At 64.1% G+C, this 24,892-nt stretch carries 17 protein-coding genes; 7 read left to right on the forward strand and 10 right to left on the reverse strand.

All coding sequences use genetic code 11. The features are described from left to right. The 9 genes from glgA to DYZ14_RS05375 form a co-directional block, all read right to left on the reverse strand. The gene (glgA, locus tag DYZ14_RS05335; RefSeq protein WP_154719730.1) at nt 1-1,440 is read right to left on the reverse strand and encodes a glycogen synthase GlgA; all 1,440 of its coding nucleotides are present in this window, start codon (nt 1,438-1,440) and stop codon (nt 1-3) included. Beyond that, a complete protein-coding gene (glgC, locus tag DYZ14_RS05340; protein ID WP_154719731.1) occupies nt 1,440-2,708 on the reverse strand; it encodes a glucose-1-phosphate adenylyltransferase in 1,269 nt (422 codons plus the stop codon). The genes glgA and glgC overlap by 1 nt, the downstream gene beginning before the upstream one ends. 13 nt (nt 2,709-2,721) lie before the next feature. Then, complete coding sequence (gene glgB / locus DYZ14_RS05345) at nt 2,722-4,935, reverse strand: 1,4-alpha-glucan branching protein GlgB (RefSeq protein ID WP_154719732.1); 2,214 nt, start codon at nt 4,933-4,935, stop codon at nt 2,722-2,724. Further along, nucleotides 4,935-7,397: a glycogen/starch/alpha-glucan phosphorylase gene (locus tag DYZ14_RS05350; protein WP_154719733.1), complete on the reverse strand. Its 2,463-nt coding sequence runs from the start codon at nt 7,395-7,397 to the stop codon at nt 4,935-4,937. Before DYZ14_RS05350 ends, glgB begins: the two co-directional genes overlap by 1 nt. A 274-nt stretch (nt 7,398-7,671) precedes the next feature. Next, entirely contained in the window at nt 7,672-8,883 is a 1,212-nt protein-coding gene (locus DYZ14_RS05355) for a TadE/TadG family type IV pilus assembly protein (RefSeq protein ID WP_154719734.1), read from the reverse strand. Between the two features lie 81 nt (nt 8,884-8,964). Further along, nucleotides 8,965-9,876: a transglutaminase family protein gene (locus DYZ14_RS05360; protein WP_154719735.1), complete on the reverse strand. Its 912-nt coding sequence runs from the start codon at nt 9,874-9,876 to the stop codon at nt 8,965-8,967. A 3-nt stretch (nt 9,877-9,879) separates the two neighbouring features. Further along, the gene (locus DYZ14_RS05365) at nt 9,880-12,294 is read right to left on the reverse strand and encodes a circularly permuted type 2 ATP-grasp protein (RefSeq protein WP_154719736.1); all 2,415 of its coding nucleotides are present in this window, start codon (nt 12,292-12,294) and stop codon (nt 9,880-9,882) included. Nucleotides 12,295-12,298: 4 nt separating this feature from the next. Next, the gene (locus DYZ14_RS05370; protein WP_154719737.1) at nt 12,299-15,628 is read right to left on the reverse strand and encodes a transglutaminase family protein; all 3,330 of its coding nucleotides are present in this window, start codon (nt 15,626-15,628) and stop codon (nt 12,299-12,301) included. Between the two features lie 213 nt (nt 15,629-15,841). Next, on the reverse strand, nt 15,842-17,269 hold the full coding sequence (locus tag DYZ14_RS05375) for a mannose-1-phosphate guanylyltransferase/mannose-6-phosphate isomerase (protein ID WP_154719738.1): 1,428 nt from the start codon (nt 17,267-17,269) through the stop codon (nt 15,842-15,844). A gap of 57 nt (nt 17,270-17,326) precedes the next feature. Here DYZ14_RS05375 and DYZ14_RS05380 point away from each other — a divergent pair, with 57 nt between their 5' ends. The 3 genes from DYZ14_RS05380 to DYZ14_RS05390 all read left to right on the forward strand — a co-directional run bounded on the left by DYZ14_RS05380 (nt 17,327) and on the right by DYZ14_RS05390 (nt 19,411). Further along, nucleotides 17,327-17,605, forward strand: coding sequence for a hypothetical protein (locus DYZ14_RS05380; RefSeq protein ID WP_154719739.1), 279 nt, complete (start codon nt 17,327-17,329; stop codon nt 17,603-17,605). A 120-nt stretch (nt 17,606-17,725) separates the two neighbouring features. Beyond that, the gene (locus tag DYZ14_RS05385) at nt 17,726-18,265 is read left to right on the forward strand and encodes a hypothetical protein (protein ID WP_154719740.1); all 540 of its coding nucleotides are present in this window, start codon (nt 17,726-17,728) and stop codon (nt 18,263-18,265) included. 165 nt (nt 18,266-18,430) lie between these two features. After that, the gene (locus DYZ14_RS05390) at nt 18,431-19,411 is read left to right on the forward strand and encodes a zinc-dependent alcohol dehydrogenase family protein (protein ID WP_154719741.1); all 981 of its coding nucleotides are present in this window, start codon (nt 18,431-18,433) and stop codon (nt 19,409-19,411) included. A gap of 24 nt (nt 19,412-19,435) precedes the next feature. Here DYZ14_RS05390 and DYZ14_RS05395 read toward each other — a convergent pair whose 3' ends face one another. After that, nucleotides 19,436-19,894: a MarR family winged helix-turn-helix transcriptional regulator gene (locus DYZ14_RS05395; protein ID WP_154719797.1), complete on the reverse strand. Its 459-nt coding sequence runs from the start codon at nt 19,892-19,894 to the stop codon at nt 19,436-19,438. Between the two features lie 269 nt (nt 19,895-20,163). On the opposite strand from DYZ14_RS05395, the gene DYZ14_RS05400 reads away from it, so the two are divergent. The 4 genes from DYZ14_RS05400 to DYZ14_RS05415 all read left to right on the forward strand — a co-directional run bounded on the left by DYZ14_RS05400 (nt 20,164) and on the right by DYZ14_RS05415 (nt 24,803). After that, the gene (locus tag DYZ14_RS05400) at nt 20,164-20,859 is read left to right on the forward strand and encodes a fumarylacetoacetate hydrolase family protein (RefSeq protein WP_154719742.1); all 696 of its coding nucleotides are present in this window, start codon (nt 20,164-20,166) and stop codon (nt 20,857-20,859) included. A gap of 27 nt (nt 20,860-20,886) precedes the next feature. After that, nucleotides 20,887-21,528 (forward strand): TetR family transcriptional regulator C-terminal domain-containing protein, encoded by a 642-nt coding sequence (locus DYZ14_RS05405; protein ID WP_154719743.1) that lies wholly within the window; start codon nt 20,887-20,889, stop codon nt 21,526-21,528. A 121-nt stretch (nt 21,529-21,649) separates the two neighbouring features. After that, nucleotides 21,650-23,011 (forward strand): aspartate aminotransferase family protein, encoded by a 1,362-nt coding sequence (locus tag DYZ14_RS05410; protein ID WP_154719744.1) that lies wholly within the window; start codon nt 21,650-21,652, stop codon nt 23,009-23,011. Nucleotides 23,012-23,474: 463 nt separating this feature from the next. After that, nucleotides 23,475-24,803: a hypothetical protein gene (locus DYZ14_RS05415; protein WP_232365435.1), complete on the forward strand. Its 1,329-nt coding sequence runs from the start codon at nt 23,475-23,477 to the stop codon at nt 24,801-24,803. Nucleotides 24,804-24,892: the final 89 nt, after the last annotated feature.

Here is a 24,892-nt window from a genome sequence, read left to right on the forward strand (position 1 = left end):
TTACTGGCCTTTCGAGACGAGGCGTTGATAGAGTTCGGCATAGCGCTCGGCGCTTCTGCCCCAGGAGACGTCGCATTTCATCCCCTGCTTCTGCAATTGGCCCCAGATTTTGACAGAGGTGTGAAGGCGCACCGTGCGGCGGATCGCCGAGCGCAGCGCGTCGGCGGATCCGGGCGCAAACTTGATGCCGGTGGCGGTCTGGGCGGCGATCGCCGCTTCGTTGGCGTCGATGATGGTGTCCGCCAGTCCGCCGGTGCGGGCGACGACAGGCACGCAGCCGTAGCGCAGTCCGTAGAGCTGGGTGAGGCCGCAGGGCTCGAAGCGCGACGGGATGAGGATGGCATCGGCGCCGGCCTGCATCAGGTGCGACAGCGGTTCGTCATAGCCGACCACCATGCCAATCCGGCCCTTGTGGCGGGCGGCGGCCGCGAGCAGGCTGGATTCGAGCGCATGATCGCCGGAGCCGAGGACCACCAGCTTGGCGCCGGTTGCGACAAGCATGTCGGTGACCTCGGCCAGAAGATCCATGCCCTTTTGCCAGGTCAGCCGCGAGATCACGCAGAAGATCGGGCCGTCATCACGGTCGAGCGTGAAGCGGGCGGCCAGCGCATCGCGGTTTGCCTGGCGCTTCTTCAGTGCCGTGGGCGCATAGGTCTGGGCGATCAGCCTGTCGGTCGCGGGGTTCCACACGGTGGCGTCGATGCCGTTGACGATGCCGTAGAGGTCGTCGGCGCGGCTGGCGATGACGCCTTCGAGCCCCATGCCGAAGGCGGGTGTGAGGATTTCCTCGGCATAGGAGGGACTGACGGTGCTGACCGCATGGGCCGTGACCAGCCCGCCCTTCAGATAGCTGATCGTGCCGTAATATTCGAGCGCTTCCCACAGGGCGTGGCCGGGAAGACCAAGCTGAGGGAACAGGTCGGCGGAGAATTGCCCCTGGAAGGCGATGTTGTGGATGGTGATGAGGCTCGGCCTTTCCGGCGTCTCGCCATAGCGCATGTAGACGGGCGTCAAGGCGCTCTGCCAGTCATGGGCGTGGACGAGATCCGGCTGCCAGCCCGGCATCGCGCCGGCGGCAATCTCCGCGCCGGCCTTGGAAAGCACCGCGAAGCGCTTCCAGTTGTCGGCATAATCGCGGCTGTTGGGATCGACATAAGGGCCGCCGGACCGCTCGAACAGCGCAGGCGCGTCGAGCACGAGGATGTCGACGCCTTCGTGTTTTGCTTCGAGCAGGACCGCCCTTTCGCCGAGCAGGTCGGAGAACTCCGTGCGTTTCACCAGATTGCCGAGCGCCTTCAGCACCGCCGGATAACCGGGGACGAGGGTCTTGGTTTCCACGCCATGCGCGGTCAGCGCCAGCGGCAAAGCGCCGGCGACATCCGCAAGGCCGCCGGTCTTGACGAGCGGGTAGAGTTCGGACGCGACCGAGAGGACCTTCATCAGACTGCCATGCCGAGCTTGTCGATCATCGGCTGGGTGATCAGGCAGATGCCTTCCTCCGAGCGGCGGAAACGCCGGGCGTCGATTTCCGGATCCTCGCCGACGACCAAGCCTTCGGGAATCACCACGCCGTGGTCGATGATGACGTTTGTCAGGCGGGCATGCCGCCCGATCTGGACCTTCGGCAGGATGACCGCGCCCTCCAGCCTCGAGTAGGAATTGGCGCGCACGCCGGTGAAGAGCAGGCTCTTGTAGAGCGAGGAGCCGGAGATGATGCAGTCGCCGGCCACCAGCGAGGAGATCGCCGAGCCGCGCCGGCCTTCGTCGTCATGGACGAACTTGGCCGGAGGGGTGATCTCCGAATAGGTCCAGATCGGCCAGGACTTGTCGTAGATGTCCAGTTCCGGAACGATGTCGGTCAGGTCGATATTGGCCTGCCAGTAGGCGTCGATCGTGCCGACGTCGCGCCAGTAGGGTGTGCGCTCGAAGTCGGACCGGACGCAGGAATGGGCGAAGCGATGCGCCACCGCTTTGCCGTTCGAGACGATGTAGGGAATGATGTCCTTGCCGAAGTCGCGGCTCGAATGCGGATCGGCGGCATCGCGGCGGAGGATCTCCATCAGGAACTTCGTGTGGAACACGTAGATGCCCATAGAGGCGAGCGCGAATTCTTCGTTGCCGGGGATGCCCGGCGGATCGGCCGGCTTTTCGATGAAGGCGATGATCTCGTCCTTGCCGTCGACATGCATGACGCCGAAGCCGCTGGCTTCCATGCGCGGCACTTCCAGGCAGCCGATGGTGACGTCGGCGCCGGAATCGACGTGCTGCTGCAGCATCAGCTCGTAGTCCATCTTGTAGATGTGGTCGCCCGCCAGGATGACCATGTATTCCGGGCCGTAGGGCTCGATGATGTCGATGTTCTGGTAGACGGCGTCGGCGGTGCCCTCGTACCACTGCGTTTCGGAAACGCGCTGGCTGGCCGGCAGCACGTCGAAGCTCTCGTTTCGCTCGGGCCTCAGGAAGTTCCAGCCGCGCTGCAGGTGGCGGATGAGCGAATGAGCCTTGTACTGCGTCGCGACGCCGATGCGGCGAATGCCGGAATTGATCGCGTTGGACAGGGCGAAATCGATGATGCGGGCCTTGCCGCCGAAATAGACGGCGGGTTTGGCGCGCCGGTCCGTCAGTTCCTTGAGGCGGCTTCCCCGACCGCCGGCAAGCACATAGGCCATGGCATCGCGCGCCAGGGGTTGGGGTCGCTTCTCCATCATTTCGCCTCCCGACTCAGTTTTCTTGTTCCAGCATGATGACGGCCAGCGGCGGCAAGGTCAGGATGGCGTAGGCGCGGCCTCCGTCTCCCGGACCGGCCTCCACGCGTCCGCCATTGCCCTTCCCGCTGCCGCCGTAAATTTCCGCGTCCGTATTGAGGATCTCGCGCCAGCGCCCCGTCGCCGGAAGCGGCACGACATAACCCTCATGATAGACCGGGGTCAGGTTGCAGATCACCGCGATGGTCTTTTCGCCGGGAGACTTGCGCAGCCAGGCAATGACGGAATTGTCGTGGTCGTCGGCAATCAGCCATTCGAAACCTTCGCCCTCGCAGTCGCGGGCATGCAGCGCGGGCTTCGAGCGGTAGGTGAAGTTGAGGTCGCGCACCAGCCGGCGCATGCCTTCGTGCAGCGAATATTGCAGCAGGTTCCAGTCGAGCGATCGCTCCTCGCTCCATTCGCTCCACTGGGCGAATTCCTGGCCCATGAACAGCAGCTTCTTGCCCGGATGGCCCCACATGAAACCGTAGTAGCAGCGCAGATTGGCAAACTTCTGCCAGTCGTCGCCGGGCATCTTGGCGATCATCGAGCCCTTGCCGTGCACCACCTCGTCATGGGAGATCGGCAGGACGAAATTCTCCGAGAAGGCATAGAGCAGACCGAAGGTCAGCTCCTGGTGATGGAACTTTCGGTGCACCGGATCGCGGGCAAAATAGCTCAGCGTGTCGTGCATGAAGCCCATGTTCCACTTGAAGCCGAAGCCGAGGCCGCCCTCGTGCACCGGCTGGGAGACCTTGGGCCAGGAGGTGGATTCCTCGGCGATGGTCATGATGCCGGGATGGGTGCCGTAAACGGCCTTGTTCATCTGCTGCAGGAAGCGCACCGCCTCCAGGTTCTCCCGCCCGCCATATTCATTGGGGACCCACTCGCCTTCCTTGCGCGAATAGTCGAGGTAGAGCATGGAGGCGACGGCATCGACGCGCAGACCGTCGAGATGGAATTTCTCCGCCCAGTACAGCGCATTGTTGACGAGGTAGGAGACGACCTCGAGGCGACCGAAATTGTAGATCGCCGTGTTCCAGTCGGGATGGAAGCCCTGGCGCGGGTCCTCGTGTTCGTAGAGGGCGGTTCCGTCGAACCAGCGCAGGCCGTGGGCATCGGTCGGAAAATGGGCGGGCACCCAGTCGAGGATGACGCCGAGGCCAACCTTGTGGCAGCCGTTGACGAAGCGGGCGAAGCCTTCCGGCTCGCCGAAGCGCGCGGTCGGGGCGTAGAGGCCGGTCGTCTGGTAGCCCCAGGACGGATCGTAGGGGTGCTCGGTGATCGGCATGAACTCGATGTGGGTGAAGCCCATGTCGACGCAGTAAGGGATGAGGCGCGCCGCCATCTCGTCCCAGCTCAGCATCGATCCGTCGTCGCGCCGTTGCCAGGAGCCGGCATGAACCTCGTAGACGCTGATCGGCTGGCGGCGCTGGTCGATGGTCGCCCAGTGCTTGCGGTGCGCCGCATCCTCCCAGGTCTGTTCCAGCTCGGCGGTGGTGACGGAGGCATTTTTCGGCCGAAGCTCGGCGCGCCGCGCATAGGGGTCAGCCTTCAGCGGCAGCAGTTCGCCGTTCTTGCCAATGATCTCGAACTTGTAGGCGGCTCCGGGCCTGACGTCCGGCGCGAAAATTTCCCAGATGCCGGTGTCGCGGCGCAGCCGCATCACGTGTCGGCGCCCGTCCCACTCGTTGAAGTCGCCGACCACCGAGACGCGCCTGGCATTCGGTGCCCAGACGGCGAAGTGAAATCCGTCGACGCCCTGATGCTTCAGCGGATGGGCGCCCATCTTGTCGAACAGGCGCAGATGCGAGCCCTCACGGACATAATAGTCGTCCATCGGTCCAAGCACCGGCCCGAAGCTGTAAGGGTCGGTGACGGTCCACTCGACGTCGCCGCGGGTGGCCCGATAGCGCAGCGGCTGGAAGGCTTCGGCGGAGACCCGTCCGCAGAAGAAACCGGCGGGGTCGAGGCATTGCAGATCGCCCAGTGCGGCGCCGCCGATGGAATGAGCGGAGACGGCTTCCGCGCCGGGGATAAAGCAGCGCGCGACGAAGCCCGATGCGGTCTTTTGCAGTCCCAGCACGGAGAAGGGGTCGTTGTGCTGGCCACGGACAATCGCCTCGATCTCGCCCGCCGGTGGGATCTCCGGCGGCGCGGCATCACCGATCTTCTTCGGTGACTTTGCCATCAGGCTCTCCAGATGTCGGCGCTGTACTGGCGAATGGTCCGATCGGAAGAGAACCAGCCCATGCGCGCCGTGTTGCGGATCGTCTTGGAATACCAGGCCGCATTGTCGCCCCAGAGGGAATCGACGTCGCGCTGGGCCTTGGCATAGCCGTTGAAGTCGGCCGCGACCATGAACCAGTCATGCTGGTACAGACCATCGACCAAACCGGAAAAACGACCCGGATCGTCGGGCGAAAAGACGCCGGATGCGATTGCCGACAGGGCCTGGGACAGCTCGCGCGAGCCTTCGATCGCCGCGCGTGGGTTGTGGCCTTCCGCCCTGACCTTTGCGACCTCGCCGGCCGTCATGCCAAAGATCACGATGTTCTCCTCGCCTACATGGTCGCGCATCTCGACATTGGCCCCGTCGAGGGTGCCGATGGTCAGCGCACCGTTCAACGCGAACTTCATGTTCCCGGTTCCCGACGCTTCCATGCCCGCGGTGGAAATCTGCTCGGAGAGGTCGGCGGCGGGCACCATGACCTCGGCCAGCGAGACGTTGTAGTTCGGGATGAACACGACCTTCAGCAGGTTGCGCACCGCCGGGTCGTTGTTGATGACGCGGGCGACGTCGTTGGCGAGCTTGATGATCAGCTTGGCGTTGTGATAGCTCGGCGCCGCCTTGCCGGCAAACAGCTTGACCCGCGGCACCCAGTCGCGCTCGGGATGGGTGCGGATCTGGTCGAACAGCGCCACGGTCTCGATGATGTTGAGCAGTTGGCGCTTGTATTCGTGGATGCGTTTGATCTGGATGTCGAACATGGCCGACGGGTCGAGCCGGATGCCCATGCGGCTGGCGACGAGGTTGGCCAATTGCTCCTTGTTGGCGCGCTTGACAGCGGCAAACTGCTTCTGGAATTCCGGATCGTCGGCATAGGCGTCGAGCGCCTTCAGCTTCTCCGCGTCATCGAGGAAGTCCGGGCCGACCGTGTCGCGGATCAGCGACGTCAGGCGCGGATTGCACTGCATCAGCCAGCGGCGCGGAGTGATGCCGTTGGTCTTGTTGTTGATGCGGTCCGGGTAGAGCTTGTGCAGGTCGGCAAACACCGTCTCCTTCATCAGCTCGGTATGCAGCGCCGATACGCCGTTGATGCTGTGCGAGCCGATGAAGGCGAGGTTGCCCATGCGCACCCGCCGCTCGCCGCTCTCGTCGATCAGGGAGATATGGCTGATCTCGTGGTCGGAGAAATTGCGGTTCTTGCGGGCGTCGCGCAGAATCTTGGCATTGATCGCATAGACCAGCTGCATATGGCGCGGCAGCAGCCGCTCGAACAATGGCACCGGCCAGCTTTCCAGCGCCTCGGGCAGCAGGGTGTGGTTGGTATAGGAGAAGGTGCGCCAGGTGATATTCCAGGCGGTGTCGAAGTCGAGACCATGGACGTCGCACAGCAGGCGCATCAGTTCTGTGACCGAAATGGCCGGGTGAGTGTCGTTGAGCTGGATGGCCACCTTGTCCGGCAGCGCCGAGAGTTCGTTGCCCTGTTGCAGGTGACGGCGAAGGATGTCCTGCAGCGAGGCGGAACAGAAGAAATATTCCTGGCGCAGCCTCAGTTCCTGGCCGGCCGAGGTGGCGTCGGCCGGATAAAGGACGCGGGTCAGCGTCTCGGCCTTGTTGCTTTCCTTGAGCGCGCCGATGTGGTCGCCGGCGTTGAAGGCTTCCAGCAGGATCGGATCGATCGGCTGGGCCGACCACAGGCGCAACGTGTTGACATGTTCGCCACGCCAGCCGACCACCGGCGTGTCGTAGGCCGTGGCGATCACCCGTTCGCCCGGCTTCCAGACGAAATGCGGTTCGTCGTCCTGGCCGGGGACGGTGTCCACCGCGCCGCCGAAGCCGATTTCATACGAGCTCTCGCGCCGCTCGAATTCCCAGGGATTGCCGTGGGCGAGCCAGGTTTCGGGAAGCTCGACCTGCCATCCATCGGCCATCTGCTGGCGGAACAGCCCGTGCACGTAGCGGATGCCATAGCCATAGGCGGGGATGTGGATGGTCGCCATGGATTCCATGAAGCAGGCGGCGAGCCGGCCGAGGCCGCCATTGCCAAGTGCCGCGTCCGGCTCCAGTCCTGCGATGACGTCGAGATCGACGCCCATCGAGGCGAGCGCCTGGCGGATTTCGTCCATCATGCCGAGATTGGACATGGCGTCGCGCATCAGCCGGCCGATGAGGAATTCGAGCGAGAGATAGTAGACCCGCTTGGCATTGTTGTTGTAGGCCGCCCGCGTTGTTTCCATCCATCGGTCGATGATGCGGTCGCGCACGACCAGGATGGTGGCCGTTAGCCAGTCATGCGGCGTCGCCACCTTGGCGTCCTTGCCGATCCCATAGGTCAAGCGCTCGATGATTTCTGCGGCCAGGACCTCCGGATCGGAGACGCGCGGTTGGGGCAGGGGCAGGTCGGCTTTGCTCAGGCTGTTGATCATGATCTCGCCAGTTCGGTTGCTCGCCTATCGGATGCGGCGCCGATTCTCCCCTAACGGCACGCGTTCAATGACACAGTTTACGCATCGTTACGAAGCACTTGCAACACAGGAAATCGGCAAAGGCGAAAAACGGCCCGGCCCGCGGCCTGCCATCAAGTGGCTGAATTTCAACAGCTTGCGAAGACCATGCCGAGTGCGGAAAGGCCGCGTCCCCCTTGGGGTGCGCGGCCTTCTCACGTGTCGTTCGTGGTTGGAACTGTTGACGCGATGGGTGTCAGTTGGTCAGGCGGGTTGCCGCCATCGAAGCCTTCTCGCCGATTTCCTTGAAGGCGGCGACGAGCTGTGCTGCATCATTGGCGTCATAGTAGTGCGAGGTGTCGGAGGCACAATATTTCAGAAGCTCCTGACCTCGCCACGGTGCCATGAAGGCTACGGTGAAGATCTCGACGTCGGCGGCCTTGGCGCTATCGCACCAGGCCCTGGTCGAGGTATCGGCACTTGTATAGTTGTTGTCGCCGTCGGTCATGAAGACGATGAACTTGCCCGGATCCTTCTGGCCGTTCTTGGCGATGTGCGCATTGACCTCGCTTGCTGCGGTAACCTTCTGATAGGCGGTCTTGACCGCGTTCGACGAATCCGTGCCGCCGGTTGCGGTCAGGGCGTTGACATAGTTCGTCACGGCAGTCGTCCCCCATTGGAAGGTCGTCGGCGACTGGCTGGATGAATTGTAGGAGATCGCCGCGGTCCGGACATATTTGTTTTCGGGATCTGCGGTCTTGAGCTGATCCACGAGGTCGGCCACGGCAACCTTCAGGGCATCAATCTTCAGCACATAGTTCGTCACGGTGCGCGAACACCAGGAGCGGCCGCACTGGTAATACTGTACCTTGGTCGGCTGCGCTTCGTTGACGGTGCTTGTGTTTTCTCCCATCGAGCCGGACCGGTCGACGACCAGATACATGGAGAGCGCGTTCTTGCTCTCGGTGGTGCTTTCCGATGTGCTGGCGACGCTCACGCGCACCTTGTCGTATCCCAGAAGCTTGGTGAAGGCGTTCATCGACACGTCGTAATGGCCGTTGACGGTTACCTCATACGTGTTGGTGGCGCCGCCGGCGCCGGCAGTCCGCTGAACGCTGGCAAGGGCGCTGTCTGCGAGATCCTCGACGGCATCCTCCTCCTCGGTGGGCATGGTGCCGCCATTGAGGCTGGTGTTCTTGAACTGGGCGGCCAGGAATTTTTTGGCCAGCGCAATGGCTTCCTCGTCCGAGATGCCCTTTCCGGCGAGGGCCGAGGCCGCGGAGAGCGCGGCGGAGTCCGCTGCGTCCTGTAGGGCCGATCGCACCTGGACCAGTTTCGCCAGGTCCATCGCCACCCCGGCGCTGGCCAGCAGCACGGGAAGCAGGATTGCGGTCATCATGCCGAAATTGCCGCCGCGATCGGTGATGAAGCCGCGGCCAAAAGCACGCTTTGTCCTGGAGTCGACCATCATGTTCATCCGTCAGAGAACCACTTTGATGATCTGATACAGGGGAAACCTGTTTTTCGGCTTAAACGGCTTGGTAAAATTTTAGCTGACCGGCGAGATCGCCGGAGATTGAGGCGACTTGACGGGAACTACGTCGACCGCCTGGTCCGTCTGATGGCTGCCATAGCTCTTCAGAACGCCGATGACGGGTGCGACGTCGGAATAGTCGCGGCCATAGGAGGTGACGATGTGATCGGCCCCGACACTGATATTGTTGGTCGGGTCCAGTTCGATCCAGCCTGCCGTCTCGCCGCACCATATCCTGACCCAGGCGTGCATGGCGTCGGCGCCTTCCAGCCTCTCCTTGCCCGGCGGGGGAATGGTCCGCAGGAAGCCGCTGACATAGCCGGCAGGGATGCCGAGGCTTCTGAGCGCTATGATCATGATGTGCGAAAAGTCCTGGCAAACCCCGCGTTTCAGCGAGAAGGCCTCCAGCGGCGGGGTGTCGACGGTCGTGGCCTTCGGGTCATACTTGAAGTCGGTGTGGATGCGCGCGCAGATCGCCTCGGCGATCTGGCGCACGGTGAAGCCGGGCTTGACTTCCGCACGGGCATAATCGGCGATCATCGGATCGATGCCGAGCCGCGGGCTTTCCGCCAGAAAATGGTGCGGCGAATCCGGTCCGAGCGACCAGCAGTCGGCCAGTTCCTCCGGAAGCTTTGCCAGGATCGGAGAGAAATCCGCGGTCGGCGGCGGGGCCTGGACCGAAACGCGGGCCTGCATCCGAATATCCAGTCTCTCGTGCGGAGAGCGATACATGACATAACTCGCCGGGTGGCCGAAGAAGTCGGTGAAGCGGCTGGTTTCATCGGGCTTGGGATCGACAGTGACGCTGCCCGCCACCAGACGCTGGCGATCGGCAAGCGAAAGAGGCAGGAGGCGCAGGATATGGTGCGCGCCCGACGCCGGGACGTCGTAGCGATAGCCGATATGCAAGGAGAGGTCATAAATCATCGGCTATCCGAGATAGGTTCTGGCGAGCAGGTCGGAGAGCTTTTCGAGATCGCGCTCCAGGTTCGAATAGATCTCGGCGGTCATCGTCTCCGGCGTCATCACCGCCAGCATGGAGTGCAGCCGCATCGTCTCGCGGTAGAGGGGCGACATCTGGCCGTTGACGAAGGCATTGGGCAATTGCTCGACCTCGGTGCGGATTTCGTCCAGCTGGTACAGGATCGAGCGTGGATTGAGCGGATCGAGCGCCAGCAGGTCGGTGACGGTCAGCCGGGCGGTGCTGACATTGTAGCGGCGGCGATGGGTCATGACGTTGTCGCCGATCTCCAGGGTCATGTCGAGCGCGCCGTCGGGGGCGTCGTCCGCCGTCATGTGGCCGAGCAGGCGGGTCATGTGCAGGCCGCGCTCCAGTAGTCGCCCGATGGTGAGGAAGCGCCAGCCGGTGAAGCGGTACATGTTCTCGTGCACAAGCCCGGCAAAGCCGGCGAGCTTGCGCAGGAGCACGGTCATCGCGTGCGCCGCATCGTCGCCGTGCCCGACCGCGTCGTGGAAACGGCGCGCGGTCTTGGCCAGGTCGTTCAGCGCCAGCCAGCCGTCGGGCGAGAAGCGGTCGCGAATATTGCTCGCCGAATAGACGGCACTGTCGATGTTGCGCAGCAGGCTTTCCGGCACGCCATGCGTCATCTCGACGTCGATGTCGGAAAGCGAGCGGGTGACATAGGCGAGCAGCGGCTGATCGGGATCGGCGGATTCGGCAAAGCGCGCGTGCCAGGCGCGCAGAATGCGCAGAGCCCCTTCCGAGCGCTCGATATAGCGGCCCAGCCAGTAGAGATTGTCCGCGGCGCGGCTTGGCAGGCTGCCGGGCATGTTGCGGGCAAAGCTCTCCTCGGTCGGCAGAAGCGAGGTGCGGTCGACCGGCTTGTCCGAGACGATCCACACGTCGGCGGCGCTGCCGCCCGACTGCATGGCGAGCGCCGTCACGTCGTCGCCGGCACCGATCCGCGCGAAACCGCCCGGCATGATCTGCCAGCCGTCGCGGGTGCGGGCGGCGTAGACCCGGAGCGACAACGGACGCGGCGTCAGCTTGCCGTCGACCAGAGCCGGGGTGGTGGAGAGGGTGACGACCTCCTGGCCGACGAGGTTCGAGCCTTCGGTCTCCAGCCATTCGGTCGTCGAATGGCGAGACGAGCCGGACAGCCTCGAACCGAGCACGGAACGGCCATTGTCGTCGAAGAAGGGCAGGCGGGAATAGGCCGGGCCGATCACCATGCGGTCGATGTTGCGCGCCACGTGCCCGCGCTCGCTCTTCTGGCCGCACCACCAGGTGGCGATCGACGGAAGCAGGAGATCCTCGCCCAGCAGATGGCGACAGATGGTCGGCATGAAGGCGAGGAAGGCACGGGTTTCGAGGATGCCGGACCCGAGTGCGTTGACGAAGGTGACGGAGCCGTTGCGCAGGGCCTGCACCATACCCGGCGTGCCGATATGCGAATGCTGGTTCAGTTCGAGCGGATCGGCAAAGGCCGCATCGAGGCGGCGCCACAGCACGCTGATGGGCTTCAACCCGGCAACCGTGCGCACCATGACGCAGCCGTTGACGACGGCCAGATCCTCGCCCTCGAGCAGCATGATGCCGAGATATCGGGCAATGTAGGCATGCTCGAAATAGGTCTCGTTGGCCGGGCCCGGTGACAAGACGGCGATCCGGTCGTCGCTGTTGAGCTTCTGCGCCTGCAAGGCCTCGCGGAAGGCGCCGAAAAAGGAGGCGAGGCGATGGACATGGCTTTCGCCGTAGACGTCGGAGAAGGCGCGGGTGGTCGCCACGCGGTTTTCCAGGGCAAAACCCGCGCCCGATGGCGCCTGGGTGCGGTCGGCGAGCACCCACCAATTGCCGTCGGGACCGCGGCCGATCTCGAAGGAGCAGAAATGCAGATAGTGGCCGCCGACGGGCTTGATGCCGACCAGCGGTCGCAGGAATTCCGGATTGGCGGCGACGAGGGCTGGCGGCAGGAAGCCCTGCTCTACCAGCTTGTTGTCGCTGTAGATGTCGGCGACGACGGCTTCGAGAAGATTGGCGCGCTGGACCAGGCCTTCCGCCAGGACGTTCCATTCCTTCTCGTCGATCAGCACCGGGATGTGGGAGAAGGGCCAGGCGCGCTCGCTCGAGCCGGATGCGCCATAGGCACGGTAAAAGACGCCCGCGTCGCGCAGATAGCGGTCGGCGCGGGCAAAGCGCTCGTGCAGATCGTGATCCGACAGGCGATCGAGTGCCGAGACGAAGGATTGCCAGACCGGGCGGACATTGCCTTCGGCGTCGAGCATCTCGTCGGCGGCGCCGGGAAGCGCGTGATAGCCCGCGGTTCGGGCCTTTGCCGGCTCCTCGTCTTCCGGGGTCCTATCCGCTGCCGGTTTGCTTGCCATATCGTCAAATGCCCTGGGGTCGCCGCAAGTCCAGCGTATGGGGGAACTCCGCAGACACCGTCTCCGGCCAAAGCGGGAAATTGCCCGCTGTATGGCCCCATGGCTCGAAACGCGCAAGCCGTCGTGCTTCCGCTTCATTCCCGTTCACAGGGAAAGTGTCGTAGTTCCGGCCGCCCGGATGCGCCACGTGATAGACGCAGCCGCCGATCGACCGGCCTGACCACATATCATAAACATCAAATGTTAGCGGTGTGTTGACCGGCAGGACCGGATGCAGGCCCGAGGCCGGCTGCCAGGCCTTGTAGCGCACGCCGCCGATCGCAACCCCGCTGGTGCCCGTCTTCGTCAGCGGTACGCGCCGGCCGTTGCAGGCGATCGCGTAGCGTTCCGGATTACCGGTTTCCAGCCGTACCTGCAGTCGCTCGACGGAGGAGTCGACATAACGCACGGTCCCACCGATCGCGCCCTGTTCGCCCATCACGTGCCAGGGTTCGAGCGCCTGCCTGAGTTCCAGCCGCGAATCGCCGTATTCGACCTCGCCGTAGAAGGGGAAGCGGAACTCGAGCTGGGCGGCGAACCATTCCGGCTTGAAGTCGAAACCGTTGTCGCGCAGGTCCGCCAGCACTTCGAGGAAGTCCTGCCAGATATAGTGCGGCAGCATGAAACGGTCGTGCAGGGCCGTGCCCCAGCGCACGAAGCTGCCGCCGGTCGGGTTCTTCCAGAAGCGGGCAATGAGGGCACGCACCAGCAATTGCTGGGCAAGCGACATGCGGGCGTTCGGCGGCATTTCGAAGCCGCGGAACTCGACGAGGCCGAGGCGGCCGGTCGGGCCGTCTGGCGAGAACATCTTGTCGATGCAGATCTCGGCGCGGTGGGTGTTGCCGGTCACGTCGATCAGGAGGTTGCGGAACAGCCGGTCGACCAGCCAGGGCAGCGGCGGAGCCTCGCCCGATCCCGGCATCGGGATCTGCGCCATGGCAATCTCCAGCTCATACAGGCTGTCGTGGCGGGCCTCGTCGATGCGCGGCGCCTGGCTGGTCGGGCCGATGAACAGGCCGGAGAACAGGTAGGAGAGCGACGGATGGCGCTGCCAGTGCAGGATGAGGCTCTTCAGCAGGTCGGGACGGCGCAGGAACGGGCTGTCGGCCGGATTGGCCCCGCCCACCACCACATGGTTGCCGCCCCCGGTGCCGGTGTGGCGACCGTCGATCATGAACTTGTCGGCGCCGAGGCGCGATTCCCGCGCCTCTTCGTAGACGGCGCTGGTGATCGAGACGCAGTCGTCCCAGCTGGCGGCCGGATGGATGTTGACCTCGATGACGCCGGGGTCGGGCGCGACGCGCACGACATTGATGCGCTCGTCATGCGGCGGCGCATAGCCTTCGATGTGGACGGGCAGGCCTATGGCGGTGGCCGCCTGTTCGGCGGCGGCGACCAGTTCGAGATAGTCCTCGATGCGCTCGACCGGCGGCATGAAGATGCTGAGGCGGCCGTCGCGCACCTCGACCGACATGGCGGTTCGCACCGCGCCGCCGATCTCGCCGAGCACCTGCTCGACACGGCCCTGCTGGATCGTGTCGTCCACCTGGAAGGAGGCTTCGGGCATGGCGCGGCCGGCGGGCTCGACGATCTCCGGCAGAGGCCCGCGCGGCTCGCTTGGATCGGCCGGGTGGATATAGGGGAATTGCGACGGCGGGACATGGGGCAGTGCGCCGAGCGGCAGGCGGTAGCCGACGGGGCTGTCGCCGGGAACGAGGAAGATCTTGCCGCGGCGGGTCTTCCATTTCTCGCTCACCCAGCGCTTGCCGGTCGCCTTGCTGTTCCAGGTCTGGACAGGCAGCACATAGCCGCTCGGCTCGGTCAGCCCGCGTTCGAAGACGCGGGCGATGCGGCTGCGCTCCTCCGGGTCCTTCAGCTTGGAATTGGCCGGATCGACATTGTCGGGAAGGTTGGCCTCCTTGAGGATCCATTCGCCGGGGTCCTCATAGGCCGGCACCACCATTTCGGATTCGATGCCGAGGGCTTCGGCGATCTCGCCGAGCAGCCGGCCGGCATCGTCGGCAGTGACCTCGTAGCACTTGCCTTCCTCGGCCACCAGTTCGGGGTTCTGCCAGATCGGCTTGCCATCCTTGCGCCAGTAAAGCGAGAAGGTCCAGCGCGGCAGGCTTTCGCCCGGATACCACTTGCCCTGGCCGTAATGCAGGAAGCCCCCCGGCGCGAAACGCTCCCTGAGACGGCGAATCAGGGTGTCGGCCTTGTCACGCTTGGTCGGGCCCACCGCGTCGGTGTTCCACTCCTCGGACTGGAAATCGTCGATCGACACGAAGGTCGGCTCGCCGCCCATGGTCAATCGCACGTCATGGGCTTGAAGCTCGGCATCGACGCGGTGGCCGAGCGCGTTCAGCGCATCCCAGCTCTCCTCGGAAAACGGCATGGTGATGCGCGGGTGCTCGGCGACGCGCGTCACCGTCATGGCGAAATCGAATTCGGTATTCGCATGGCCGAAATAGCCGCCGGTGATCGGCGCGGCGTTGCGGTAGTGCGGGGTCGCGGCGAGCGGGATGTGGCTCTCGCCGGTCAACAGGCCCGAGGTCGGGTCGAGGCCGACCCAGCCGGCGCCGGGCAGGTAGACTTCCGCCCAGGCATGCAGGTCGGTGAAGTCGACCTCGGTGCCCGACGGACCGTCGAGCGCCTTCAGATCCGGCTTCAGCTGGATCAGGTAGCCGGAGACGAAGCGGGCGGCGAGCCCGAGGCGGCGCAGCACTTGCACCAGCAGCCAGCTGGTGTCGCGGCACGAACCTTGGCCGATGGTCAGGGTATCTTCCGGCGTCTGCACGCCGGGTTCGAGCCGGATGACATAGCCGATCTTCTGCTGCAGGGCGGCGTTGAGGCCGACCACCATATCGACCGTGCCCTGGCCCGGCGTCCTGTCGAGCGTTTCCATATAGGCGGTGAGCGCCAGGGTGTCCGGTTCCGGCGTCATGTAGATCTTCAGGTCGTCCCGGATCTCGGCGGGATAGTCGAACGGCCACTTCATCGCCTCCTCCTCGACGAAGAAGTCGAAGGGATTGTAGACGGTCATGTCGGCGACGAGGTCGACCTCGATCTTGAACTCGGTCACCGGATCGGGGAAGACGAAACGGGCCTGGTAATTGCCGTAGGGGTCCTGCTGCAGGTTGACGAAATGATTGGCCGGCGTGACTTTCAGCGCATGGCTGAGCACCTTGGTGCGCGAATGGGCGGCCGGTTTCAGCCGGATGATCTGGGGCCCGAGGCGGACCGGCTTGTCATACTTGTAATGGGTGAGATGGTAAATGCTCGCCTTGATCGACATATGAACTGTTCGCCCTCTTTGCCCGTTGTTCTTTTTGCCGGGCTGAAGGGCGATCTTGTGCAATGCAGCGTCATAAAGCAAGGGCGCAGAGCCCTGCCTGTGGGAGCGCATCGCCTGTGGGTTCTGTACTGGCGAAGGGATTGGGCCAACCCGCAAGGATGGTTTCGCGGGTTGGAATGTGTGTTCAGCTCGCGTCGGGCAACGCCCAGGCGGTCAGCTCCGGCCGAACTCGTCGACCAGACGAATGATATCGTCTTCTCCGAGATAGGAACCGGTCTGGATCTCGATCAGTTCCAGCAGGATCTTGCCGGGATTGCCGAGGCGGTGGACCGCCCCTTGCGGGATGTAGATCGACTGGTTCTCGTGCAGCATGGTCACCTTGTCGTCGATTGTCACTTCGGCCGCGCCCTTGACGCAGATCCAGTGTTCCGAGCGGTGGTGATGCTTCTGCAAGGAGAGCTTCTTGCCGGGATGGACGAAGAGCCGCTTGACCTGGAAACGCTCGCCGTTCAGCACCGAGGTATAGCCGCCCCAGGGACGCAGCGAGGTCGGGTGGTTCTCGGTGAGCGTCGCGGTCTTCTTGTCGGCGGCCAGCAGCTTGACGAGGTTGCCGACCTGCTGGCTGTCGTCGAGCCGGCCGACATAGACGGCATCCTCGCTGGCGATCACGGCCACGCCATCCATGCCCTGAACGGCGAGATGGCTGTTGCGCGACATGACGAGGGAATTGCGGGTGTTGACGAGCGTGGCATTGCCGCTGACGACATTGCCGTCCGGATCGGCATTGCCGAGCTTCCACACGGCATCCCAGCTGCCGAGGTCGGACCAAGTGATCGGTGAGGGGACGACGGCGGCATTAGCGGTCTTTTCCATCACCGCATAGTCGATCGAGATGCTCGGGCTCTCGGCGAAGGCCTCGGCGTCGAGACGGGTGAAGTCGAGATCCTTGGACGATGCGCGCACCGATTTTTCCGCAGCCGCCAGCACGTCTGGCGCGAGCAGGCGGAGTTCGGAGAGAATCTGGCCGGCAGAGAAGACGAACATGCCGGAATTCCAGAAGTAGTTGCCGGCGGCGAGCATCTTCTCGGCATTTTCAGCCTTCGGCTTTTCGACGAAGCGCTTGACGGCGTTGGCACCGGCGGTCAGCGGCTCGCCCATCTCGATATAGCCATAGCCGGTGGCCGGCTCGGTCGGGGTGATGCCGAAGGTGACGATCTTGCCGGCACGGGCGGCGGTGGCCGCCGCGTCGACGCAGGTGCGGTAGCGGTCGTCGGTGGCAATGTCATGGTCGGACGGCAGGATCTGCAGCAGCGTGTCACTGCCGTAGAGATCGGCGACGATCAGGGCCGCGACGGCAACGGCCGCTGCCGTGTTGCGCGCTTCCGGCTCCAGCACGATGCCGGAGAGCCGGGCGTCCATCTCGCGGGCCTGCTCGGCGACAAGAAAACGGAATTCTTCATTGGTGATCACCAGTGCCGGCTCGTAGAGGTCGTGGTCGGCGACACGGTCGAGGGTGCCCTGGAAGAGTGTCTTGTCGCCGATGAAGCGGATGAACTGCTTGGCGGCGGTGGCGCGCGACAGCGGCCAGAGGCGGGTACCTTTTCCTCCCGCCATGATGACGGGTACGATCTTCTCGGTCATGTTCTGCTTTGCCTTTCGGTTTGGCGGACGATGGGCGGCGATGATGAGGACCGGACCATGAACAACGGTCGTGCCTCGATCTCGCGTGGCTTCGGCCATGGTTCTAACGCCTGGATGGCGGCGTTGTTGCATTTTTTGGCGCAAACTCCAAGCCCGCGCCGATGGCCGTCGGCTCCGCAGCCGGAGCATTTCGGCCGCCTTTCAGCGGATATCTGCGATCGTCAACGGTTGAAAGCATGGTCATTTGCGCGGAATCGTGATGTCCTTGACCGGGTACTCGGCTGGCAAGCTTGGAGTGATGGCGTTAATGATAAATTGCATTTCATCACTGCTTGACCGCAAACTCTCCGGTGCCCTTTCTACTTCCCATAAGGCTACCGATATTTCACCGCGGCGCACGCCCCGGCCGGGAGGGTCGATATTCGCCGGATAGTCGTCTTCCTCGCCCTGCTCTCGGTGTCTGTCGCCCACAACGTCGTGGCGAAAGACCTGCCGTATGCCGGCTCGCAGGATCCGATCTGGACCGACCGTCCGGTCAGGGTCGATCGGGCGGGACAGACGTACGAGCGTATTCCGGGACTGTTTGATCCCTTCGTCACGAAGATCCGCATCAAGCCGCAGGCCCAGGCCTTCGATGGCGGGTCCTTCCGACAGGACGGCACGATCTTCATCATCGCCGACGTCGTGGCGCCCGACCCGAAGCGGATATGCCACGCTGACGACGGCAGCATCCGGGCTTGCGGCAGCCAGTCCAGGGCCTTCCTGAAAAGCCTGATCAACCGTCGCTATCTCGAATGCCGGGCCTGGTCGATCGCCTTGGACACGCGGATGATCGACTGCCGGATCGGGCAGTACCGGATCGCCGAGACGCTGGTGGCTTCGGGCTATGTGCGCGCGGCCCGGGATGCGGGGCTTTTCGCCGTCGAGCAGGACGCGATGCGGCGGCGGGCCGGTCTCTGGGCCGATGCCGGATGCCGGCTGTCACAGCGCTGCTGAGTGTTCCGTGAGTGACCCCGTTGCCCTTGGGGCGAGCTCCTCACCGGGCGCTCGATGCGTCAGCGAAAAGAACTTGATTCCGATCACGGCGTCATGAAGGCTTATCGAGCATAGACGATCGGGTTGCGAACTGCCGTGGGGTTCCGGAACCGGGAGGCCTAAGAGATGAAAGCCATGGTGCTGCATGCGCCGCGCCAGCCCTTGAGGCTGGAAGAGCGGCCCGATCCGGTTGCCGGTCCGGGCGAGATCGTCGTTCGGGTCGAGGCCTGCGCCGTTTGCCGCACAGACCTGCACGTGGTTGACGGCGACCTGACAGAGCCGAAGCTGCCCCTCATCCCGGGGCACGAGATCGTCGGCATCGTCGAGAGCTGCGGGGAGGGCGTCGATCTCAAGCCCGGCCGGCGTGTCGGTATTCCGTGGCTCGGCCATACCTGCGGCTGCTGCAGCTATTGCGAGAGCGGACGGGAGAACCTCTGCGACAATCCCGGCTTCACCGGCTACACCCGCGATGGCGGCTTTGCCAGCCATGTGGTGGCGGATGCGGACTTTGCTTTTCCGCTCGACGGCTTCTCCGATCCGGTCGCCACCGCACCCTTGATGTGCGCCGGGCTGATCGGCTGGCGGTCGCTGAAGATGGCGGGTGAAGGAAAGCGGATCGGCATCTACGGCTTCGGCGCGGCGGCCCACATCATTGCCCAGGTCTGCGTCTTTGAGGGCCGCGAGGTCTATGCCTTCACGCGGGCCGGGGATGAAGCGGCGCAGGCGCTGGCCCGTTCGCTCGGCGCCGTCTGGACCGGCAGTTCCGAAGACAGCCCGCCGGTTCTGCTGGACGCCGCGATCATCTTTGCGCCGGTGGGCGCGCTCGTGCCCGCAGCCCTCCGCGCCATTGCCAAGGGCGGCCGCGTCGTCTGCGGCGGCATCCACATGAGCGACATCCCGCAGTTTCCCTATGCGATCCTGTGGGGCGAGCGGCAGGTGTTCTCGGTCGCCAACCTGACACGCGCCGACGCGGTCGAATTCCTCGAACTGGCGCCGCGGGCCGGGGTGACCACCACGACGACGGTCTATCCGCTGGAACGCGCCAACGAGGCGCTCGCGGATCTGAGGGCCGGCCGGTTCCAGGGGGCGGCCGTCCTCGTGCCGTGACGGCGTTGCTTCGGACGAAGCGTGTCAGGTTACCCGCAGCGGCGCGCGGCTGCGGTCGTTGACCGCCTCGCAGGCCTTCTGCAAGAGCCTTACGAATTCCTGGCGTTCGTCAGCATCCAGTCCTTCCAGGAGAATCGTCTGCACGTCGTTGACGATCGGGCGTATCTCCGCGAGCGCCTGCGTGCCTTTCTCCGTGACGTAGAGATTGCGGGCCCTTCGATCGCTCGGATTGGTCTCGCGGCGCACCAGTTCCTTCTGTACCAGCCTGTCGACCACCCCGCCGATGGTCACGCGGTCATAGGCGATGCGGCTCGCCAAGGTCGCCTGGTCCAGTCCCGGTTTTGCCTCGATGGCGCTGAGCGCCGCATATTGGACCGGCGTCAGGTCGAAACCCTTCTTGGCGGTTTCGTCCATGAAGACGGAAACCGAAGCCTGGTTCAGCCGACGAACCAGATGGCCGGGCATTTCATAGATTTCGAGCATCACGATTGCGTTCCCCCCGCAAATTCATGCTTTTCTCTAGCGCTTATCGCGCCAACAAAAAAGAGATAGGGACGCGATTGCACCCTTCGACGCTTCCGTGTCCGACGGGCGGAGCCGGATGTTCCAGCGCGTAGCCACTCCGTGTCATCGACATTTTTTCATGTGCGCACGCTTGCCGACACTGGCGATCCACGGGCTTAGCTGTTCTATGTTGGGCGGGCCGCAGCGGCAGACATGCCGCAAGATCCGATGCAAACGCGAGTTATCCGATGAAGACGCTTTTCGATATTCCGACCGCACCGCTCGTTCCCGTTCGGGGAGAGACCGCCGGCTATCCGGTTCACCGCATTTTCGGCGTCGGTCGAAACTACGCCGAACACGCAGCCGAGATGGGCTATGAGGTCGATCGCGAAACGCCGTTCTACTTTACCAAGCCGGCATCGGCGATCGTCGAAACCGGCAGCGAAATTCCCTATCCGCCCGGCACATCCAATTTTCACTACGAGATGGAACTGGTGGTGGCGATCGGTGCGCCGGCTTTTCGGGTTAGTGTGGAGGAGGCTGCCAAGGCGATCTACGGCTATGCCGCGGGCCTCGACATGACGCGCCGCGATCTCCAGCTTGCCGAGCGGGCCAAGCAAAGGCCCTGGTCGCTGGGCAAGGCGTTCGAGCAATCCGCGCCGATCGCACAGATCACCAAGGCCGCCGAATTCGGCGAGATCGGACCGCAGCGCATCCGGCTTTCCGTCAATGACGAAATCCGACAGGATGCACATCTTCGCGACCTCGTCTGGTCGGTGCCGGAACTGATCAGTCACCTTTCGCGCTTCTATCATCTCGGCGCCGGCGACCTCATCTACACCGGAACGCCGGCGGGCGTCGGCCCGCTCCAGCCCGGTGACCGGGTTTTCGGGGAGATCGACGGCTTGCAGCCGGTGTCGATCACCATCGGTGCCGCCGAGTAGGTCTTGATCGGCGGCGAGGAGCCTTGAATGGGCGAGCTTGGAAAGTTCGAACGGAAACTGCCGGAGGAGCGCCGCCGGGCGCTGATCGAGGCGACGCTCGCCTGCCTTGCCCGCGAGGGCCATGCCGGGCTGTCGATCCGCAAGATCAGCCAGGAGGCCGGCATTTCCGTCGGCCTCATCAATCATCACTATGCCAGCAAGGACGAACTCGTCGGCCATGCCTACGAGACGCTGTCGCTCGGCCTGCTCGCCAATATCCGCGACAAGGTCGAAGCGGCGGGGGCGGATCCCCGGGCGCGGCTCAGCGCCTATTTCCGCGCCTCGCTGTCGGCGCCGGTGCTGGAGCGCAGCACGCTCAGAACCTGGGTGGTGTTCTGGGGCATGATCGATCATTCGACGATCATGACGGAGGTGCACGACCGCACCTATGCGGAATACCGGCGGCTGCTTGAAACCCTGCTGGCGGCCGTGTGGGAAGCGTCCGGCCGGCCGATGCCGGATCTGAGACTCGCGGCGATCGGGCTGGTGGCCATCCATGACGGGCTATGGCTCGAATGGTGCCTCAATCCGCACACCTTCTCGTCGGAGGAGGCGATCGGGCTGTGCGAGCAATGGACCGATTCAATGCTCGCCACGCAAGCGGCGATGAGCGACGAAAGACAAAACTGAACACTCGTTTAATTTCTCTTGCCTCTGATCGCGACCGCGGTATCATCGCGTCGTCAAAGGTCGGCGTTCGAGCCGGCGCCCCGCCACCTCAAGCCGTCCGCGCAATCTTAAGAGAGCCCCGATGTCCAGTTCGAAAATCACCAGCACCGGCAGCAGCTACGGTGTGCAGTCCCTGCCCAAGATCGCCTATGGCAAGGGCAGCTATCTCTACGACGTCACCGGCAAGCGCTATCTCGACGGATCCGGAGGCCCGGCGGTCTATTGCCTGGGCCACGCGCATTCGGAAGTGACGGAAGCGGTCAAGCAGCAGCTCGACCGCATTGCGCACGCCTATCGCTATCTCTTCACCTCGGATGCGGTGGAAGAACTGACCGAAATTATCACGCAGAATACCGGCGGACATTTCCCCAACATCATCTATGTGTCGAGCGGCTCGGAGGCGGTCGAATCCTGCCTGAAGATCGCGCTGCAGTATCATACGGCCCGGGGCGAGAAGAGCCGCCGCCGGTTCATCGCGCGCGAGCGCTCCTGGCATGGCAATACGCTCGGCGCGCTATCGGTCTCGCACTTCAAGACCCGGCGCGACGCCTTCGAGGGCAGCCTGCTCGACGTCGCCTTCGTGTCCGCCGCCAATGCCTACCGGCCGCCGCAAGGCGTCACCGCCGAGGGGCTGGTCGCGCATCTTGCCAGGGAATTGGAAGACAAGATGCTGGAGATCGGGCCTGACAAGGTCGCAGCCTTCATCTTCGAGCCGGTCGTCGGAGCCGCCGGCGGCGTCGTGCCGGCGCCGGAAGGTTATGCCAAGGCGATCCGCGCCGTCTGTGACAAGTATGGCGTGCTGATGATCAGTGACGAGGTCATGTGTGGCTCGGGTCGCACCGGCACCTGGCGGGCGCTGGAACATGACGGCATCTTTCCGGACATCATGAGCGTGGCCAAGGGGCTCGCCGCCGGTTACCAGCCGCTGGGTGCTGCGCTCTACAGCGACAAGGTGCATGAGACCCTGATGGCCGCGCATGGCGGGGCGATGACCGGGCATACCTTCACCGGCCACACCGCCGCCTGTGCCGCCGGCGTCGCCGTGCAGAAGATCGTCACGCGCGACCGCCTGCTCGAACGGGTCCTCGATCGCGGCGCTGTGCTTCAGCAGGAACTGCGCTCGGCGCTCGCCGATGTCGGCGAGCTTGGCGACGTGCGCGGCCGCGGCTTCTTCATCGGACTGGAACTGGTCAGCGACCCGATCACCAAGGAGCCGTTCCCCGCCTATGCCAGCCTGCATGCGACGATCGGTCGGCGGGCCTTCGAGGCCGGCCTGATCTGCTATCCCTGCACCGGCAATGTCGGCGGCACGGCCGGCGACACCGTCATCCTCGCGCCGCCCTACAATGCCAGCGAGGACGAACTCGGCGAGATCATCACGACCCTGTCGCGGGCGGTTCGCGAATCGGTTGCGGAAGCGCGGCGCACGGTTGCGCTTCGCTAAGCTGTGGGTCCGTGGCGGCCGTGCCGCCCCGGATGCCATCGACAGTAGCATTCTGGTACAGATCGGGCGGCGCGCCGCGTCGTCAAACCGTCACATGAGAAAGAAAGTTGTTGGAATCGCGGCCGGGCTGGCGGAAGCGTCCTAACTTTGCTTTGACGCAAATCGAAACATGCCTGATCTTCCCGTCGTGGGGTGCTTGCATCGGCAATTGGCGATTAAAAGTTGTTTCTAAAACAATATTTTAGACATTTTTGATGAGGCCGACGGGGTTGGATTGGGGAACAGAATGGTTATGAGCTTTTTTCGCCGCACCGAGGATCAGGGCAGGTCGGAGACCGGCACGCGCCCGGCTTCGAGCCCTGGAAATGGCACCGCATCCGCCGCTTTGGCGACATCTTCCTTGCAGCTCAAAGGTGAGTTCGGAGAATGCCAGGCCTTCGGGTCGGTCGTCGAGGAAAGCCAGATGTCCTCGGAGCATCTCCTGTCCGGCTTCGGTTTCCTGCAGGAGCGCGTCTCCTCTCTGCTGACCGCGCACAACGAAGCGCTGGCCGAACTGGCCTCGCTGCGCACGGAGCGCGCGCGGATCGCATCCCTGCTCGACTATGAAAGCCATGCCCGCAAGAAGCTCGACGGCGAAAGCCAGCGGCTTGCTTCGGAGTGCAAGGATCTCAAAGCCGAGAACACGCAGATGCGGGGCGAGATCGAGGACAATCGCGAGAAGCTGGTCAAGCTGCAGGCGCTCTACGAGGCCAATGCGCAGGATCTCTCCGTGGTCGAGACGCGGCTGCGCGATGCCTCGCGCGAGCTCGATGAACGCATCCGTCAGTATGACGAGACGGCGGCCCTTTTGAAGCGTGCCCACTACGACCTTGAACAGCGCAACCGCGATTTCGCCATGATGCGCGAGAAATACGAGACCGAGCGGACGCAGCATCATGTGCTGAGCGAGACCTCGCGACGCGAGGCTGATGCCCAGGCCCGCGAAGTCGCACGCCTGACAGAGGAGAAAGGCCAACTCAAGAATGGCCTCGCGCACCAGGAGAACCTGTCGCGCAATCTGGTCAGCGAAGTGACCACTCTGCGACAGGAACTTTCCTTCACCGAAGAGAAACTGAAGCGCCTGCAATCGGATCTCGACACGCGCCAGAGCGCCATGGCCGTGGAGATGTCGCAGCTTTCCACCCGCCACGAGGCGATCAATTCCAAGGCAGACCTGGTCGAGAAGCTGCTGGTCACGGCGCGCGGGCGCCTCAAGATGGTCGAGGACGAGTTGCAGGCGAGCCGTTCGGAGCTGAAGCAGACAAAGGCGGAGCTGGCGACCTCGACGCTTCGTGCCGATCGCCTGTCGCAGGAACTCGCCGAGGCGCGCGCGGCGCAGGCCGAAAACGAATCGACCCGCCGTGATCTCTCGCTGCAGGTCAGCGAGCTGACCATGCGACTGCGCGATTCGGAAAACATGCGCGGCAAGCGCGATCGCGACGCCGAGACGATGAAGCGCGATTTCGACCAGCGCAATCGCGCCGACCTGGAAGAGATCAGTCAGTATCGCTCCAGCGCCGAAGTGGCCAAGGCGGAAATCCGCCAGCTGCGCTCGGAGATCGCCATCCTGACAGGCCAGCTCGACGTGGCGCGGACAGACCGGCAGGCCGGGGCATCCGCACCCATGCCGGCAGCCTCCCTCGGACCGCTCGAAAGCTGGAGCGTGCCGCTCGACCCGGTTACTGCCGTCAAGCCGATCATAGAGATTTCGGAAAAGTCCCTGCGCGGCGCCATGCCGCCAGCCGAGGCATGACCGTAGAGGCCGGGCCGCATCGTGGCGCGCTCGGGCCTGTGTTCGAAGAGGGTTCGAACCAAAGCCGCCGGTTCATGCCGGGCTGGCGG

It is taken from the genome of Ciceribacter sp. T2.26MG-112.2, assembly GCF_900492205.1.
Lineage (GTDB): Bacteria > Pseudomonadota > Alphaproteobacteria > Rhizobiales > Rhizobiaceae > Allorhizobium > Allorhizobium naphthalenivorans_A.

What these genes read in the sequence shown, in the direction of transcription:
- DYZ14_RS05370 (WP_154719737.1), bottom strand. Translation starts at nt 15,628, where the DNA reads ATGTCGATCAAGGCGAGCATTTACCATCTCACCCATTACAAGTATGAC.
- DYZ14_RS05355 (WP_154719734.1), bottom strand. Translation starts at nt 8,883, where the DNA reads ATGGTCGACTCCAGGACAAAGCGTGCTTTTGGCCGCGGCTTCATCACC.
- DYZ14_RS05405 (WP_154719743.1), top strand. Translation starts at nt 20,887, where the DNA reads ATGGGCGAGCTTGGAAAGTTCGAACGGAAACTGCCGGAGGAGCGCCGC.
- glgA (WP_154719730.1), bottom strand. Translation starts at nt 1,440, where the DNA reads ATGAAGGTCCTCTCGGTCGCGTCCGAACTCTACCCGCTCGTCAAGACC.
- DYZ14_RS05400 (WP_154719742.1), top strand. Translation starts at nt 20,164, where the DNA reads ATGAAGACGCTTTTCGATATTCCGACCGCACCGCTCGTTCCCGTTCGG.
- DYZ14_RS05395 (WP_154719797.1), bottom strand. Translation starts at nt 19,894, where the DNA reads ATGCTCGAAATCTATGAAATGCCCGGCCATCTGGTTCGTCGGCTGAAC.
- glgB (WP_154719732.1), bottom strand. Translation starts at nt 4,935, where the DNA reads ATGGCAAAGTCACCGAAGAAGATCGGTGATGCCGCGCCGCCGGAGATC.
- DYZ14_RS05410 (WP_154719744.1), top strand. Translation starts at nt 21,650, where the DNA reads ATGTCCAGTTCGAAAATCACCAGCACCGGCAGCAGCTACGGTGTGCAG.
- DYZ14_RS05380 (WP_154719739.1), top strand. Translation starts at nt 17,327, where the DNA reads ATGAACAACGGTCGTGCCTCGATCTCGCGTGGCTTCGGCCATGGTTCT.
- DYZ14_RS05365 (WP_154719736.1), bottom strand. Translation starts at nt 12,294, where the DNA reads ATGGCAAGCAAACCGGCAGCGGATAGGACCCCGGAAGACGAGGAGCCG.
- DYZ14_RS05415 (WP_232365435.1), top strand. Translation starts at nt 23,475, where the DNA reads ATGTCCTCGGAGCATCTCCTGTCCGGCTTCGGTTTCCTGCAGGAGCGC.
- DYZ14_RS05360 (WP_154719735.1), bottom strand. Translation starts at nt 9,876, where the DNA reads ATGATTTATGACCTCTCCTTGCATATCGGCTATCGCTACGACGTCCCG.
- DYZ14_RS05375 (WP_154719738.1), bottom strand. Translation starts at nt 17,269, where the DNA reads ATGACCGAGAAGATCGTACCCGTCATCATGGCGGGAGGAAAAGGTACC.
- DYZ14_RS05350 (WP_154719733.1), bottom strand. Translation starts at nt 7,397, where the DNA reads ATGATCAACAGCCTGAGCAAAGCCGACCTGCCCCTGCCCCAACCGCGC.
- DYZ14_RS05390 (WP_154719741.1), top strand. Translation starts at nt 18,431, where the DNA reads ATGAAAGCCATGGTGCTGCATGCGCCGCGCCAGCCCTTGAGGCTGGAA.
- glgC (WP_154719731.1), bottom strand. Translation starts at nt 2,708, where the DNA reads ATGATGGAGAAGCGACCCCAACCCCTGGCGCGCGATGCCATGGCCTAT.